The organism is Collinsella sp. wc0529, assembly GCF_046116875.1.
In the GTDB taxonomy this organism is placed as follows: Bacteria; Actinomycetota; Coriobacteriia; order Coriobacteriales; family Coriobacteriaceae; genus Collinsella.
On sequence record NZ_JBJXBO010000001.1, the window covers coordinates 763,233 to 776,913 of the forward strand.

Here is a 13,681-nt window from a genome sequence, read left to right on the forward strand (position 1 = left end):
GGAACGGTTGGCTTAGTGATCGTGCGGAATGTGGGCTAGCGACTTACAGGGAAGTGGTAGTCCGATGACGGTCTATGTAACAGGCGATATTCACGGCGGTGTCGACATGCAAAAGCTTCGCGACTGGGAGCTCGGGAATAGTCTGACGAGCGACGACTATCTCATCGTCGCCGGCGACTTTGGCTTTCCGTGGGATTTCTCTGCCGAGGAGTGCGCCGATATCGCCTGGCTGGAGTCGCGCCCCTATACCGTGCTGTTCGTCGACGGCAACCACGAGCGCTTCGACCATTGGGCGGAGCGTCCCATGGAGCTGTGGCACGGTGGGCTGACGCAGCGCCTGTCGGATACCTCGCCCATACGGCGTCTGACGCGTGGCGAGGTTTTTGAACTCGACGGCTCAACGATCTTTACCATGGGCGGCGCCACGAGCGTGGATAAGGAATACCGCATTCCCTATTCCAGCTGGTGGCCACAGGAGCTGCCGGACGAGCGCAACTTTGAGGAGGCGCGGGCAAAGCTCGACAGCGTGTACTGGAAGGTCGACTACGTGATCACCCACACCTGCTCCACGCGCATGCTTTCGCCCACGCTTTATCCGGCACCCGGCTGGAATTATCCCGATGTCGATCGACTCACCACGTTTTTCGACGAGCTGGAGGACCGCCTGGACTACAAGCACTGGTACTACGGGCACTTTCACCGTGACGCCAACCCGGCCGAGCGCTATACCGTGCTCTTCGACTGCATAGTTCGCTTGGGCGACGAACTTCAGCCCTGGGATGTTGCGTAGGGGCGGGGTGGCTGGCTACTCGACCGTTACAGTGATGTTTTCCCGATGCGTACGGATAACATCCCAGCTAAAGTGCTCGGCCAGCTGCTCGGCGGTACGCGGCGTGGTGTCCGGCGCGATGCCTGTTTGTCCGGCGAGCCAGCCCAGCAGTGCCTCGGGTGTGCCAAAGCGGGCGCGGAGCTCGCCCAGGTCTAGATCGCGATCGCGCTTGGAAAGGCGGCGGCCGTCCGGCGACATGAGTAGCGGAATGTGCGCGTAGTGCGGTGTGGGAAGTTCCAGCAGATGCTGCAGATAGATTTGGCGCGGCGTGGAGCCAAGCAGGTCGCATCCGCGTACGACCTCGGTGACGCCCATGGCGGCGTCGTCGACCACCACGGCTAGCTGATAGGCAAACACGCCGTCGCTGCGGCGCACCAAAAAGTCGCCGCACTCGGTGGCGAGTGCCTCGCATTGGGCTCCGTACGTGCGGTCCACGAATTCGACTACATCGTCTGCGAGGTCGTCGACGGCGGGCATGCGCAGGCGCGTGGCCGGAGCGCGCAGAATGCTGCGGCGTGCAACTTCCTCGGCAGAAAGGCCTCGGCAGGCGCCGCGGTAGATGGGCGTGCCGTCGCTGGCGTGCGGCGCGCTTGCGGTGTGGAGCTCGGCGCGCGTGCAAAAGCAGGGATAGGTGAGGCCGGCGTCTTGCAGTTGGCGCAAGGCGTCCTTGTACAGATCCAGGCGATCGTGCTGGTAGTAGGGGCCTTCGTCCCACTCGAGTCCCAACCAGGCCAGGTCGTCAATCAGTTGAGCGGCAAGTTCCGGGCGCTTGCAGCGATCGTCCAGATCCTCAATGCGCAGTACGATGCTGCCGCCCTGGCTGCGGGCCGAAAGCCACGCGCACAGGCAGCTGAACACGTTGCCCAGGTGCATGCGGCCCGATGGCGACGGGGCAAAGCGCCCCACGACGGGTGCGGGAACGGAGGCAGGCTGCGTCGTTGGCGCGCCCGCGGCGGGCGTTGCTATGTTGCGTGCGTTGATATCCATGCGGACGAGTATAGCGCGGGGCGCGGTAGGGAGGCGTCACTGTGGTCCGCAAGTTATCGAGGCCCCGCATTGTGTATAGCGGGCCGCAGACTCGGTGCTTTGGTTCTTGTCCATCAACTCGGCACCTTAGACGACAGAACCCCCGGCAGCTCTTCGCAACTGCCGGGGGTTCCGCGGAAAAGGGGGACATGATCCTCAAGCGAACGGCAAAGGGGCAAACCGTTTTCGCTCAACTGCTTTATGCCCCTCGGCTGGCGGCTCAATCAGCGCGTGCCGCGCCCACACAAAGCCGCTACACCTGTGACAGAGCTGTGAAGTGGTATCTATTGCTGGCGCGGGCCATGCCAAGGGTGTCCCTAATGACTAGTCATTTAAGAACGTCCCCAATGACTAGCTGCCGGGGTGCGGGCGTGACTTTCGTCCCGTTTGATACTCCGCTGGCCTAGATGTTCGTCATGTGCGCCCGTAAACGTGGGACAATGGCGTTACTGGTATCACAGACAAAGGATGTGCCCATGAACGACCCCGTTGCCAAAACCTGTCGGCAGCGCCGCCTGTTTGCGCGATTTGCTTCCGTCTGCGCACTCGTCGCGCTTGCATTGCTGCTACTGCCCGCCGCCGCGCACGCCGACGGTTATTCCATGACCCAAACCTATATCAGTGCCACGGTTGAGGCCGATGGATCGCTGACCGTTGTCGAGGGACGCCAGTTTGATTTCGACGACGACATCAACGGCGTGTTTTGGGAGATCAATACGGGCACCAACCAGCAGGGCGGCACGGCGGGCGTCGACGTGCTGAGTGTCGAGGAAGAGGACACCGCGTTTAACAAAGTCGATAGCGCGAACAAGGGCGATTCTGGCGTCTACACGGTCGAGCAGACCAGTGACGGCGTAAGGATTAAGGTGTTCAGCCCCCACGAGAGCGGCGACAGCGCGATCTATTATGTGGGCTACACCATGACCGGTGCGGTTATGAACTGGGCCGATACCGCCGAGCTCTACTGGAAGTTCGTGGGCGACGGCTGGTCTGCGGATTCCGACGATGTCGAGATGGAAGTGCGCTTCGCTAATGCCGCTGCCGGGACGGCGGCCGTCAAGGGCGATAATTTCCGCGCATGGGGCCACGGCCCGCTGACGGGCGATGTATCGCTCGATGCGGACGAACCCATGGTCACCTATACCATTCCCTGTGTGCATCAGGGCGAATTCGCCGAGGCACGCATCGCCTTCCCTAGCGACTGGGTGCCGCAACTTACCGCCTCGGGCGAAGAGCGCATGTCAACGATCATGAGCGAAGAGAAGGAATGGGCCGACGAGGCTAACGCCCGCCGCGCTCACGCTCGCATGATTGCCAATGCACTTGCCGTGCTAAGTGTTGTCGCGGCGTTGGCCTTTACCGGCACAATCGTTGTGCTTAAGCTGCGCAAGCGCAAGCCCAAGCCGCTTTTCCGGGACGAATATTTCCGCGATGTGCCTTCGGCCGACCATCCCGCCGTGCTTTCGGCTCTCATGAGCTGGAACGAGGTGCCCGATCAGGCATATATCGCCACGCTTATGAAGCTCACCGACGACCGTGTGATCAAGCTGGAGCAGGCGGCCGTGACCACGGCCAAGAAGGGTCTGTTGGGGCGTGAAAAAGAAGAGCAGACGTATCGCGTGACGGTGAGTGATGCGGGCTGGGAGTCGGCCAAGGGCATTGACCACATGGTGCTCAAGGTCTTCTTTGCCGGTGCTAAGCCTGACGAGAACGGCGATCGCTCGCGCACGTTCGACGAGCTGCAGCACTACGTCAAGCAGCACGCTACACCCGTGGGCGACAAGCTCGAGGACTATCAGAACACCGTTAAGGGCAAGCTGGCCGATAGCGAGTACGTTGCCTCGGACGGCATTGTTGCAATGGTGTTTTGCCTGGTTCTTGGTGTCCTGATTGCCTTTGTTCCCGTGGGATCCATCTTCTTTACCGATGGCGCACAGGCGAACATTACCGCCGCGGTTATCTCGGTGCCGATTGTGCTGGTGGGTATCGGCGTGGGCCTTACGTTCCGCCGCTTTACGCCGGAGGGCGCCGAGGTGGCGGCTCGCTGCAAGGCACTTAAGCATTGGCTCGAGGACTTCACTCGTCTAAAGGAAGCCGTCCCCGGCGATCTGGTGCTGTGGAACAAGCTGCTGGTGATGGGCGTGGCGCTGGGTGTTTCCAAGGAAGTGCTACGTCAGCTTGCCGAGGCCGTGCCGCCCGAGGTGCGTGAGGCCGACGGCTTCTATGACAATTATCCCTGCTACTGGTGGTACTACCATCATTACGGTATCGAGTCTCCGCTCGATTCGTTCGATGACGTGTATCACGAGAGCATCCGTGAGCTGGCGTCGAGCTCCGACAGCTCGGGCGGCGGCGGAGGCGGCGGCTTCTCTGGCGGCGGAGGCGGCGGCGTCGGCGGAGGCGGCGGCGGAACGTTCTAGCGCGCTCTGATTTTTGGGATGGATCTTCTCCGGCGACTGTTGGCGGAAAATCTATCCCATTTTTATGCTTTGAAATGGGTCTATCTTTCCGTTACGGATCCCCACACAGGGGGCAGTGGGCAAAAAATGCCAAATATGAGTACTGTTGCCATTATAGTGACATATATTTGCACTAAATAATGGGCTCCTAATGAGATTATCTCTCGTTAGGGGCCCATTTTATTGAACATTTGTGGAAATACGTCAGCTCGCCTGACTGGCTGCTATGTCTAAAAGCCTCTAAAATGCCCCAAATCGCTGCTACTAAAAAGGTAACAGTACTCATATTTGATGTTTTTTGCCCACAGCTATTTGCAGACCCCTCTATAGGGCGACGCCAACGAGGGTTTCGTCGACTGTGCTACCCAAGAATGTCCCCAACGACTAGGTGCGGTTGCTGCCAAGGAGTGTCCCGGGGTGCCGGCACAAAAGGAACGTCCCTAACTGCCGGGTTTAGGCTGTTAGATCGAGTTCGTAGAGGAAGCTTTCGCGCGGCATGTCGTGACGGCGCTCTTCGCGGTTGGCGCGGTGCGTGGCCGTGCGCTTAAAGCCGTGCAGCTCGTAGAACTTCCACGAGCAGTTGGAGTCGGTGTACAGGTGCGCCCTCGTCGCTCCAAGCGAGGACAGGTGCGAGACGGCGGCATCGAGCAGAACCGTGCCAACGCCCAGGCCATGGACATCGCGATCCACGGCAAGCAGCGTGACCTCGTTGTCGTGCGGCAACGGGCTGCTCTCGAGCAGGCGGTTGTTGGTTCGGATGGTTGCGCGCACAAACGAGAGATACTCGGCGCACGCATCGGGCTCTAGCTCACGCATCTGCGATAGCAGCGCGCGTTCGGTATCCATCCAATGCTCGTTGATAGTGGCGCCGGAGCTCTGTCCCGCACGCGCGAGCGAAATGCCACGCGCCTGACCGTCGATTACGGCAACCTGTGAAAACGTCGACGACGAAAGGCAATAGGCGAGGTCGCACGCGGCCTCAAGGCGGTTGTACTCATCGTTATCCGAATTGTTATGCCAAAGCTGCTGCAGAATCAGCGCGATGGCGTCGAAGTCTTCGGTATCAAACGGTCGGTAGAGAACCCGCGAGACCATGGTGCCTCTTTCTTTTGCGGATGCATATCGAGCACAGTTCTACCACGCCATTGGCATCTAATTATGGTGCCCCTGTGTTCCATGAACTCACCGTGCCCGGTGCCGTGCCCATCCCCTCTGCTCGCAAACTTTTTCTGCATATGCGCCCGTTGCGGGGTGCATCGATGCGCTCGATGCGCTACATTAAATCAGTATTTTCAATGCCGCTGCGCGAGCGCTGCAGATCGACGTATCACCGACTCACAGAGCACGGCGGCGTACCAGACAGGAGGACTGCATGGGATCTGATGTGAAGATCGCACGCGCGTTGATCTCGGTTACCGATAAGACGGGCGTCGTCGATTTCGCACGGACGCTGGTTGACGACTTTGGCGTCGAGATCATCTCTACGGGCGGCACGGCTCGTGCCATCGAGGACGCGGGCGTTCCCGTAACCCCCATCGAGGAGTTCACGGGCTATCCCGAGATGATGGACGGCCGCGTCAAGACGCTGCACCCCAAGGTTCACGGCGCGCTGCTGGCCCGCCGCGATTCCGAGCAGCACATGCAGGAGGCGGCTCAGCACGGCATTAAGCTGATCGACCTGGTCGTCGTCAACCTGTACGAGTTCGAGAAGACCGTCGCCAACCCCGAGGTCACCTTCGCGGACGCCATCGAGCACATCGACATCGGTGGCCCCTCCATGCTGCGCTCTGCCGCCAAGAACGCCACGAGCGTTACCGTCATTTCCGATCCGGCCGACTATGATGCCGTCCTGGCCGAGATGCACGAGACCGGTGGCTGCACCACGCTTTCCACCCGTCGTCGCCTGCAGGTGAAGGTCTACCAGACCACCGCCGCCTACGACACGGCCATCTCCCGCTGGCTCGCCGCCCAGGCAAGCGACGTGGCGGACACCTCTGCCAAGCTCGAGATTTCGCTGGAGAAGGTCGACGACCTGCGCTATGGCGAGAACCCGCAGCAGAAAGCCACAGTCTATCGCTTTGCCGAGGGCTGCGAGAACACCGCGAGCTCGCAGTTCCCGCTCGTGGGCTCCAAGCAGATCCAGGGCAAGCCGCTCAGCTACAACAACTATCTGGATGCCGACGCCGCCTGGAACCTGGTCCGCGAGTTCGACGAGCCGGCCTGCGTAATCCTCAAGCACCAGAACCCCTGCGGTTCCGCCGTTGCCGAGGACATCACGGCTGCCTACGACCGCGCTTTTGCCTGCGATCCCAAGAGCGCCTTCGGCGGCATCATCGCCTGCAACCGCGAGGTTCCCTTTGATCTGGTTGAGCACTTTGCCGATCAGAACAAGCAGTTCGTCGAGGTCATCATCGCCCCGAGCTACACCGCCGAGGCGCTCGAGCGCATGGCCAAGCGCCCCAACCTGCGCGTGTTGGCGACCGGCGGCGTGGACCACGGCGCTCAGGTGGAGCTGCGCTCCGTCGACGGCGGCATGCTGGTGCAGGAGGTCGACCACGTGACCGAGGATCCCGCGACCTTTACGTTCCCCACCGACCGCAAGCCCACCGACGCCGAGATGGCCGAGCTCGAGTTTGCCTGGAAGGTCTGCAAGGGCGTTAAGTCCAACGCCATCCTGGTCTCCAAGGGTAAGGCCGGCATTGGCATGGGCCCGGGTCAGCCTAACCGCGTTGACTCTGCGCTACTTGCCTGCGAGCGCGCCGAGGACTTCTGCGAGCGCGAGGGCGTGGAGAAGGGCGGCTTTGCCTGTGCAAGCGACGCGTTCTTCCCGTTCCGCGACAACGTCGACGTGCTTGCTGCACACGGCGTGACCTGCATCATCCAGCCCGGCGGCTCCAAGCGCGACGACGAAAGCATCCAGGCCTGCAACGAGCACAATATTGCTATGGTCTTTACCGGCGCCCGCCACTTCCGCCACTAAGTTCCGCCTTGGGACAAAATAATCTCCGCAAAAGACGGCTGCTCCGTTTGGAGGGCCGTCTTTTTGGTATAAGAGGACGGAATGACTAACACGAAAGGTATGACCATGCCCCAGATTGATGATGCCGAGCTGTTTGGCAATGCCGAGGATCAGCGTGCGTACGAGGACTTTTGCGCCAATCAGGAGGCGGTCGAGAAGTTTACGCTCGACAAGCCCGCGCTTGTCTGCCGTTGGCGCATGTCCAATAAAAAGGTGCCCATGCTCAACCGCCACATTCGCGCACTGTCCGAGCGCCTGGTGCAGGGCGAGCCGCTTACCCATAACATGCTCAGCTGGGCCAAACAGCACGTTGAGTGGTCGCTTGCCGAGGGCGATTACACTGCGCACGACGGCGTACTCATGCTGGTGATCGACATCAACGGCAACGCCGCCATGACGGTGGGGGAGTACGAGCCGCTCGCCGATACGTCGGCCAAGGCGCTGCGTGCCCGTTCCGCCGAGGCCCGCTCCGAGGCCGACGAGACCGGCGTGGCGCCCGAGTTGCTCGCCGCCGTCAACAACGGCGAGCTTGCCTTTGTGGCGCCGGCGGACGAGTGCCTGTGCGGCACGGCGACGCTCATCGAGCAGCTCGCCCAGACCAAGGGCATCCCGGTCACGCGCGTAGACATTCCCGCGCAACTCAAGGGCGCGCTGTTCCTGGTGAGCGACGAGCACGGCGTGGTTCCCGCAACCGAGACGGACGCTGCGGAGGCCGACGCCGCCACGGTCGCCTTCTTCGCCGAAGGCTACGAAAAGCTCCGTGCCCGCCGCTCCTAACCTCAAGGCGGGGTGGGCTTACTGAAGTGAGCGAGCGCGTTCGATGGCGTAGGCGAGCGACAGCTGCTCCATCTCCGGGGCGCATTTGTAGCTCAGTCCGGTGAGAGCTGTCACCTTATCGAGGCGATATCGAATTGTGTTCGGGTGCTGGCCAGTCTGCTTGGCGGTTTGCTCGATACGTCGGTCGTTCTCGATGAATGCGGCGAGCGTTGATTCCAGTTCGCTGCCATGCTCGCTGTCGTGCTCGCGTATCGGCGAGAGAATCGCCTCCGAGAACGATCGCATCTCCGGGGTTTCCGCAAAAGGCATCACGGTTCTCAGGATGCCGAGCTGCGTATAGCGGACGGGACCCTCGGCTCGTTGACAAGATAGGCGCTGTGCGTAAATCGCCTGCGAGATCGCCTGCGCCACCGCCTCGTCTCCAAACAGAATATCGCTGATGCCGAGCCCTTCCGCTCCGCCATCGATGCCGCTAGCCTCGATGAGCTCCGTGAGCGCCTGCACGATTCGCTCCACATCGAGCGTCTGCTCCGAGTCGCTTGTCGCTACGAATAGCAATCCTCCGTCATAGGGTGCCAGCATGTTGTGGCATCCGGCGAGGGTCGATTTTGCACAGAGACGTTCGATTTGCAAAAACGTACGCGGGTCGAGGGGCTCTGCAAACGATGCGAACAGGGCGACCGCTTCGTCCAGAAATGACGGGTTGAGGCCTCGGATGCGTCGGCAGATGGACTCGGGCGATACGTCTGTCCTCAGGGCATCGATCTCGCGCTGTGCGAAGTCGATGGACGCGAGCTGCTCGATATGCCGTTTGACCTCATAGATGACGCTGTCAAAGAACAGTGAGTCGTCGGTCGTGAGAAAGACCGGGTAGTGCCGCGCGTTGGCGTAGCGGATGGCTTGGTCGGGAATCGGGATATGCAGGACGTTTTTGATGATAAGACCGCTCGTTCCCTTGGCGACGAGGTATTTCACGGCTTCAGTGATGAGGTATGGGTCGTCCTTCGCATAGAGGAAGGTGCTGAGGACGATTTCGTCTGAGCTGAAGTTGGCGCGCTGGTACTTGTTCTTGAGGCCGGGCATAAGTTCATAATCGAGGATCCCGACGCCAGAGACGGCACGCGAGACGCCATCGCTGCCGGCGATTAGACGGACCGACCCCTCATATTCCCGTGAGAAGTCCGAGATGGTGTATAGCATCAACATCACCTTGTAAATCACTACAATAAGTACAGGTATAAATAGGATAATCGCACATCCGTATGCCGTTGATGCGGGAAATAGCTCAAATACCTGCTGATAGAACGAAAAATCAGATTGAGAATCGTTGTAGATTCCAACAAGGAATGATCCTTGGCGACATCGTTACTAAACCGTACAGTGAAGCAACGTAAAGCTTTCGCTGAAAGGAGCGATGATGGGGCAGATGATGGTACTTTCGGCCGAGGAAGTTTCCAAGGTGCTGACGATCGAGGATGCAATCGCTGCCGTGGAGGAGGCATATCGCCAGAAGGCAACGGGCAAGGGCGTTGCGTGGCCGATGGTATATGAGCAGTTCGAGCCCGGCGTGGCCGATATGGATATCCGCTCGGGCGAGTTGGCGGGAAGCGGTCTCTTCGGTCTCAAGCTCACTGCCTGGTTCTCTCAGAATCCCAAAAAGGGGCTGCCCGAAATCTTTGGCACCACGCTGCTGTGCGACAACGCGACGGGTGAGCCGTTGGCGCTGCTCAATGCCTCTGCCGTCACTGGACTTCGCACCGGTGCCGCCGCTGCGCTCGGTGCCAAGTGGTTGGCTCGGGCGGATGCGTCCAAACTGCTTGTTGCGGGTGCCGGCCATATGAGCACCTATATGGTGGCGGGCGTGCTCGCCGCCTGTCCCAAAGTGAGCGAGGTCAAGGTGTGGGAGCCAGTTTCCGATGCCGCGCCCGAGGCCCGCGTCGAGCGCATGCGAGACGAGGTCGCCCATATCTTGGGCGCCTGCGAGCATGCTCGCGAGGCATCCACCTATTCCATCGAGGCGACGGCCGACGGCCAAGGCGCCGCGGCAGAGGCCGACATCATCGTGACGATCACGCCGGCGACCAAGCCCATCATTCCCGATTCATGGGTGCGTCCTGGTACGCATATCTCCTGCGTCGGTGCCGACATGCCCGGCAAGCAGGAGCTCGCCTCGGCGCTTGTCGCCCGTGCCGCTGTTTACGTCGACGATCGCGAGCAATCCGTCGCGTCCGGTGAGCTGGAGATTCCGGTTGCCGAGGGTGTCATCACGCCCGAGGACATCAGAGCGGAGCTCGGCGAAGTCATCGCCGGCACGGCTACGGGGCGTTCGGATGACGAGCAGGTGACGGTGTTCGATACGTCGGGCATCGCCGTTCAGGACCTTTCGGCATCGAAAATCGCCTACGACCGCGCCATCGAGGCGGGGCTGGGCACCGTGGTGGAACTGTAAGAAAGTCAAGGAAAGGAAACGACAATGCAGATCAAGGATTTCGCCGTCGAGCAGTGGATGAACGAGTGGGAGACCAAGTGCACCCACAACGTTGCGGAGACGTGCGTCTACTCCCTCACGCTCGACCAGCTGTTCGAGCTTACGAACACCGACAAGAAGGCGTGGCTCGATAGCCTGTGCTCGCGCCGATTCACCTACGGAGACATCGAGGGGCAGCCCGTCTTCCTCGAGGGGGTCGCGCGTCTCTATAAGACGGTCGAGCCCGGGCATATCGTGCCCACGCACGGCGCAACCGGTGCCAACTCCCTGGTTATTTCCACGCTCGTCGAACCGGGCGATCACGTAGTCTCCGTCAAGCCCACCTACCAGCAGCTTTACTCGATTCCCGAGATGTGCGGTGCGAAGGTCGATATTCTTCAGCTCGATCGCAAGAACGGCTACCACGTCGACGTCGACGCGCTCGATGCTCTGGTGACCGACGATACCAAGCTCATCTGCATCAATAACCCGGACAACCCCACGGGCGCCCTGCTCGACACCGATACGCTCAAGGCGATTGTCGAGGTCGCGCGCAAACACGACGCGTGGGTGCTCTGCGACGAGGTCTACCGTCTGCTTACTCAGACGGATGAGTACTCCGAGTCCGTGATCGACCTGTACGACAAGGCCATCGTCACCGCATCCATGTCCAAGGTTTGGTCGTTCGCCGGCCTGCGTCTGGGCTGGGCGGTCACCAAGAGCCCGGAGCTCCGTCGCGCGCTGCTCTCGCATCGTGACTACAACCTGATTTCCGCTGGCATATTCAGCGAGACGGTGGCGGAGCTGATTCTGGGCAACGCTTCCGTGATCCTTGAGCGCAGCCGTCGCATCGTCCGTCAGAACCTTGCTGTTCTGGAGAAGTGGGTCGAGAGCGAGCCGCACCTGTCGTTCGTCAAGCCCGAGGCGGGTACCACCGCGCTCGTGTATTACGACTACGACATCGACTCCAGGACGTTCTGCATCGACATGATAAAGAAGTCCGGCGCGCTCGTCACTCCGGGCGATTGCTTCGAGGAGCCCAAGAGCATGCGCATCGGCTATGCATACTCCGATAACACCGACGACCTGCAGAAGGGCCTGGATGCCATCTCTGCGTACATGCGTACGCTCGAGTAGAGACTCGAGGTCGAAGTGATGGGGCCGATCGGCTCAGGCCCGAGGGCCCCTATTTTCTCTCAAGACTACCGAACGCTTTTGTCACATTAGGTGCCCACGGGGTCGTATTGCTGCGACGCTGTGGGCATAATGGTGTGAAAGGTGCAAGTTACGCGAAATGGGAGGACACATGGCGCTGATCTATGTCGTTGAGGACGACGAGCCCATTCGTCGTGAGCTTATCGACATCCTTGCCCGCGCCGGTTTTGAGGTTGAGGCATGCGAATCGTTTGAGCATGTCTCGCGCGATATTCTCGCCGCCGTGCCCGACCTGGTGCTGCTCGACCTCACGCTTCCCGTCAAGGACGGCCAGCATATCTGCCACGAGGTTCGCCGCGAATCCGAGGTTCCCATCATCGTCCTCACGTCGCGCACGACCGAGATCGACGAGGTCATGGCCATGACGCTCGGCGCGGACGACTTTGTTCCCAAGCCCTACAGCGCCCGTGTGCTCGTGGCGCGCATCAATGCCTTGCTGCGTCGCACCGCGGCGGCGGGCGAGCGCAGCACGCTCGTCCACAAGGGACTGGAGCTCGACCTCGCACGCTCCATGGTCACCAACACGCAAACGGGCACCAGCACCGAGCTCACAAAAAACGAACTGCGTATTCTCTCGCTGCTTCTGAGCCGCGCGGGCAAGATTGTTTCGCGCTCGGCCATCATGCAGGATCTGTGGGACTCCGACGCCTTCGTGGACGACAATACGCTTACCGTCAACATCAACCGCCTGCGCACCACGCTCGAAAAAATCGGCATCAAGGGGTATTTGACCACGCACCGCGGCCAGGGCTATTCGGTCTAGGGGCTGGCTATGTCGTTTGGCAAGTTCTTTAAAGATGCGCTGCTTCCCGTCGCCGTGTGGACGTGCGGCGTGCTGCTGAGCTGCTTTGTGCTGACGGTCGCCGGCGCACCCATTTCTATCGTGGTCGTGGCGGTTGGCGTGTCCTTTATCTTTGGTATGCTCGGCATCGTGATCGAGTACGCTCGCCGTCGCCGTTTTCTGCGTCAGTTGGAGCGCGCGGCAGAGGAGCTCGAGAGTCCCGCATGGGTGCAGGAGATGGTGCAATGCCCGGCCTATGCCGAGGGCGAGCTCGAGTACGAGGTCTTGCGCCGGGTGGGCAAAGCCGCCTGCGACGAGGTTGCCGAAGGCCGGCGTCAGACCGATGACTACCGCGACTATATCGAGAGCTGGGTCCACGAGGCCAAGCTGCCCCTGGCGGCGGCCCATCTGATTTTGGAAAACCTGGACAGCAGCGAAGACGACCTGTCGCGCGTGGATGACCTGGGTCGCGAGCTGGCTCGCGTGGAGCGCTATATCGATCAAGCGCTGTACTACGCGCGCTCGGAAGTCGTGGAGCGCGACTACCTGATTCGCCGCTGGGATCTCAAGACCCTGGTGACGGGCGCGATTAAGGCCAATGCGCGTGAGCTCATCGCGGCGCACGTGGCTCCGGTGTGCGAGAACCTCGACTTTGAGGTCTTTACCGACGAGAAGTGGCTCGAGTTTATTCTGGGCCAGCTCATTCAGAACAGCATTAAATATGCGCGTGAGGACGGCGCAAAGATCGTGTTTTCGGGTGCGTTGCTGGACGAGGGTCTGGCAAGCGAGCGCATCGAGCTTACCGTCGCGGACAACGGCTGCGGCGTGTGTGCGGCAGACCTGCCGCGCGTGTTCGAGAAGGGCTTTACCGGCGACAACGGCCGCACCACCAAGCGTGCGACGGGCATCGGCCTCTACCTGGTGGCGCGCCTGTGCTCCAAGATGGGCATCGACGTCACCGCAGCATCCGAGCCCGGCGAAGGCTTCGTCGTCACGTTCGCCTTCTCGACGAACAAGTTCCAATACTTTGAGTAACGCACACGGCAAACGCCCGTCCAAACAAAACGTGCCGCCCCAAACGGGGCGGCACGCCATTTTTCTATCAGAC

Annotated in this window: 11 protein-coding genes; 8 read left to right on the forward strand and 3 right to left on the reverse strand. The window is 60.8% G+C overall.

All coding sequences use genetic code 11. From position 1 onward, the window contains the following. Positions 1 to 64 precede the first annotated feature (64 nt). Positions 65 to 790, forward strand: coding sequence for a metallophosphoesterase (locus tag ACKUTP_RS03210; protein WP_409063538.1), 726 nt, complete (start codon positions 65 to 67; stop codon positions 788 to 790). Between the two features lie 15 nt (positions 791 to 805). Here ACKUTP_RS03210 and gluQRS read toward each other — a convergent pair whose 3' ends face one another. After that, positions 806 to 1,816: a tRNA glutamyl-Q(34) synthetase GluQRS gene (gene gluQRS, locus ACKUTP_RS03215; protein WP_409063539.1), complete on the reverse strand. Its 1,011-nt coding sequence runs from the start codon at positions 1,814 to 1,816 to the stop codon at positions 806 to 808. A gap of 515 nt (positions 1,817 to 2,331) precedes the next feature. Between gluQRS and ACKUTP_RS03220 the strand changes: the two genes are divergently transcribed. Further along, positions 2,332 to 4,275, forward strand: a complete 1,944-nt coding sequence (locus ACKUTP_RS03220) for a DUF2207 family protein (RefSeq protein ID WP_409063540.1) — start codon at positions 2,332 to 2,334, stop codon at positions 4,273 to 4,275. Positions 4,276 to 4,767: 492 nt separating this feature from the next. On the opposite strand, the gene ACKUTP_RS03225 is transcribed toward ACKUTP_RS03220, so the two are convergent. Next, positions 4,768 to 5,409 (reverse strand): GNAT family N-acetyltransferase, encoded by a 642-nt coding sequence (locus ACKUTP_RS03225; protein ID WP_055310399.1) that lies wholly within the window; start codon positions 5,407 to 5,409, stop codon positions 4,768 to 4,770. 277 nt (positions 5,410 to 5,686) lie between these two features. Here ACKUTP_RS03225 and purH point away from each other — a divergent pair, with 277 nt between their 5' ends. Beyond that, a complete protein-coding gene (gene purH / locus ACKUTP_RS03230; RefSeq protein WP_349088162.1) occupies positions 5,687 to 7,294 on the forward strand; it encodes a bifunctional phosphoribosylaminoimidazolecarboxamide formyltransferase/IMP cyclohydrolase in 1,608 nt (535 codons plus the stop codon). 81 nt (positions 7,295 to 7,375) lie between these two features. After that, on the forward strand, positions 7,376 to 8,110 hold the full coding sequence (locus tag ACKUTP_RS03235; RefSeq protein ID WP_195240723.1) for a hypothetical protein: 735 nt from the start codon (positions 7,376 to 7,378) through the stop codon (positions 8,108 to 8,110). An 18-nt stretch (positions 8,111 to 8,128) separates the two neighbouring features. On the opposite strand, the gene ACKUTP_RS03240 is transcribed toward ACKUTP_RS03235, so the two are convergent. Continuing rightward, positions 8,129 to 9,310: a PucR family transcriptional regulator gene (locus tag ACKUTP_RS03240; RefSeq protein WP_195240721.1), complete on the reverse strand. Its 1,182-nt coding sequence runs from the start codon at positions 9,308 to 9,310 to the stop codon at positions 8,129 to 8,131. Positions 9,311 to 9,527: 217 nt separating this feature from the next. On the opposite strand from ACKUTP_RS03240, the gene ACKUTP_RS03245 reads away from it, so the two are divergent. The 4 genes from ACKUTP_RS03245 (at position 9,528) to ACKUTP_RS03260 (ending at position 13,608) form a co-directional block, all read left to right on the forward strand. Then, positions 9,528 to 10,559, forward strand: coding sequence for an ornithine cyclodeaminase family protein (locus ACKUTP_RS03245; RefSeq protein ID WP_409063541.1), 1,032 nt, complete (start codon positions 9,528 to 9,530; stop codon positions 10,557 to 10,559). A gap of 24 nt (positions 10,560 to 10,583) precedes the next feature. Further along, positions 10,584 to 11,714, forward strand: coding sequence for an aminotransferase (locus tag ACKUTP_RS03250; RefSeq protein WP_409063542.1), 1,131 nt, complete (start codon positions 10,584 to 10,586; stop codon positions 11,712 to 11,714). 169 nt (positions 11,715 to 11,883) lie between these two features. Continuing rightward, a complete protein-coding gene (locus ACKUTP_RS03255; protein WP_409063543.1) occupies positions 11,884 to 12,555 on the forward strand; it encodes a response regulator transcription factor in 672 nt (223 codons plus the stop codon). 9 nt (positions 12,556 to 12,564) lie between these two features. Further along, on the forward strand, positions 12,565 to 13,608 hold the full coding sequence (locus ACKUTP_RS03260; RefSeq protein ID WP_161115888.1) for a sensor histidine kinase: 1,044 nt from the start codon (positions 12,565 to 12,567) through the stop codon (positions 13,606 to 13,608). The last annotated feature ends 73 nt before the right edge of the window (positions 13,609 to 13,681 follow it).

Excerpts from the sequence above, each read along its gene's own strand:
- ACKUTP_RS03240 (WP_195240721.1), bottom strand. The coding sequence starts at position 9,310 with ATGCTATACACCATCTCGGACTTCTCACGGGAATATGAGGGGTCGGTC.
- ACKUTP_RS03220 (WP_409063540.1), top strand. The coding sequence starts at position 2,332 with ATGAACGACCCCGTTGCCAAAACCTGTCGGCAGCGCCGCCTGTTTGCG.
- ACKUTP_RS03235 (WP_195240723.1), top strand. The coding sequence starts at position 7,376 with ATGACTAACACGAAAGGTATGACCATGCCCCAGATTGATGATGCCGAG.
- gluQRS (WP_409063539.1), bottom strand. The coding sequence starts at position 1,816 with ATGGATATCAACGCACGCAACATAGCAACGCCCGCCGCGGGCGCGCCA.
- purH (WP_349088162.1), top strand. The coding sequence starts at position 5,687 with ATGGGATCTGATGTGAAGATCGCACGCGCGTTGATCTCGGTTACCGAT.
- ACKUTP_RS03255 (WP_409063543.1), top strand. The coding sequence starts at position 11,884 with ATGGCGCTGATCTATGTCGTTGAGGACGACGAGCCCATTCGTCGTGAG.
- ACKUTP_RS03250 (WP_409063542.1), top strand. The coding sequence starts at position 10,584 with ATGCAGATCAAGGATTTCGCCGTCGAGCAGTGGATGAACGAGTGGGAG.
- ACKUTP_RS03210 (WP_409063538.1), top strand. The coding sequence starts at position 65 with ATGACGGTCTATGTAACAGGCGATATTCACGGCGGTGTCGACATGCAA.
- ACKUTP_RS03245 (WP_409063541.1), top strand. The coding sequence starts at position 9,528 with ATGGGGCAGATGATGGTACTTTCGGCCGAGGAAGTTTCCAAGGTGCTG.
- ACKUTP_RS03260 (WP_161115888.1), top strand. The coding sequence starts at position 12,565 with ATGTCGTTTGGCAAGTTCTTTAAAGATGCGCTGCTTCCCGTCGCCGTG.
- ACKUTP_RS03225 (WP_055310399.1), bottom strand. The coding sequence starts at position 5,409 with ATGGTCTCGCGGGTTCTCTACCGACCGTTTGATACCGAAGACTTCGAC.